This window comes from Aquabacterium sp. A08 (assembly GCF_011742065.1).
Genome location: NZ_JAAQQT010000259.1, coordinates 1 through 353 on the forward strand (window position 1 = coordinate 1; position 353 = coordinate 353).

Annotated in this window: 1 protein-coding gene; it reads left to right on the forward strand. The window is 71.4% G+C overall.

From position 1 onward, the window contains the following. The coding region (locus tag HA630_RS26890; protein ID WP_208299906.1) for an enoyl-CoA hydratase-related protein at positions 1 to 353 on the forward strand (353 nt) is incomplete at both ends.

The following is a 353-nucleotide window of genomic DNA, read 5'->3' on the forward strand; positions in this document are numbered from 1 at the left end:
GCGGCCGTGGAAGGCGCCTGCGCCGGCGCGGGGTTTTCGCTCGCCCTGGCCAGCGACTTCCTGGTGGCGGCGAACAACAGCGTGTTCGTCATGGCTTACGCCAACGTCGCCCTGTCGCCCGACGGCGGCGGCAGCTGGAGCCTGACGCGCAACCTGCCCCGCGCCACCGCCTTGCAACTGCTGATGCTGGGCGAACGCATCGGCGCCGACCGGCTGCACCAGCTGGGCCTGGTCAACCGCGTCACCCCAGCGGGCGAGGCCCTGACCGAGGCCCTGGCGCTGTGCGAACGGCTCAACGGCCAGGCCCCCAATACCCTGGCCAGCATCAAGGAGTTGGTCAACGCCGCACCCGA